1 protein-coding gene is annotated in these 286 nt (G+C 53.1%); it reads right to left on the reverse strand.

What is annotated here, in order from left to right; all coding sequences use genetic code 11:
- Positions 1-88: 88 nt before the first annotated feature.
- The coding region (locus R0J87_RS19330; protein ID WP_498888266.1) for an ATP-binding protein at positions 89-286 on the reverse strand (198 nt) is incomplete at its 5' end.

Below are 286 nucleotides of genomic sequence, written 5' to 3' on the forward strand. Positions count from 1 at the left end.
AAAAAACCCGATTATGTCATTGATGCCTCAGATACGCTGATCTATAAAGTGCATTTGATCAAGGAATGCTATAGCCGCCGCATTCCGATCATTTCTCTTCGTCGCTTGCGATGCCGCCGCCAAAACCGCCGAGCGTATAGGCAGGGCGAACGATGACGGGATAGCCCGTGCGCTCTGCAAAAGCAAGCGCGCCGTCGAGCGAATAGATGATATCGGAATCAGGCACCGGTTCCCCGAGCTGCTTCATCCAGGACCGGAATTGGTCGCGGTCTTCAGCTTTTTTGCT

The sequence above is a fragment of the Halomonas sp. SIMBA_159 genome (assembly GCF_046536035.1).
GTDB classification, from domain to species: Bacteria; Pseudomonadota; Gammaproteobacteria; order Pseudomonadales; family Halomonadaceae; genus Vreelandella; species Vreelandella venusta_A.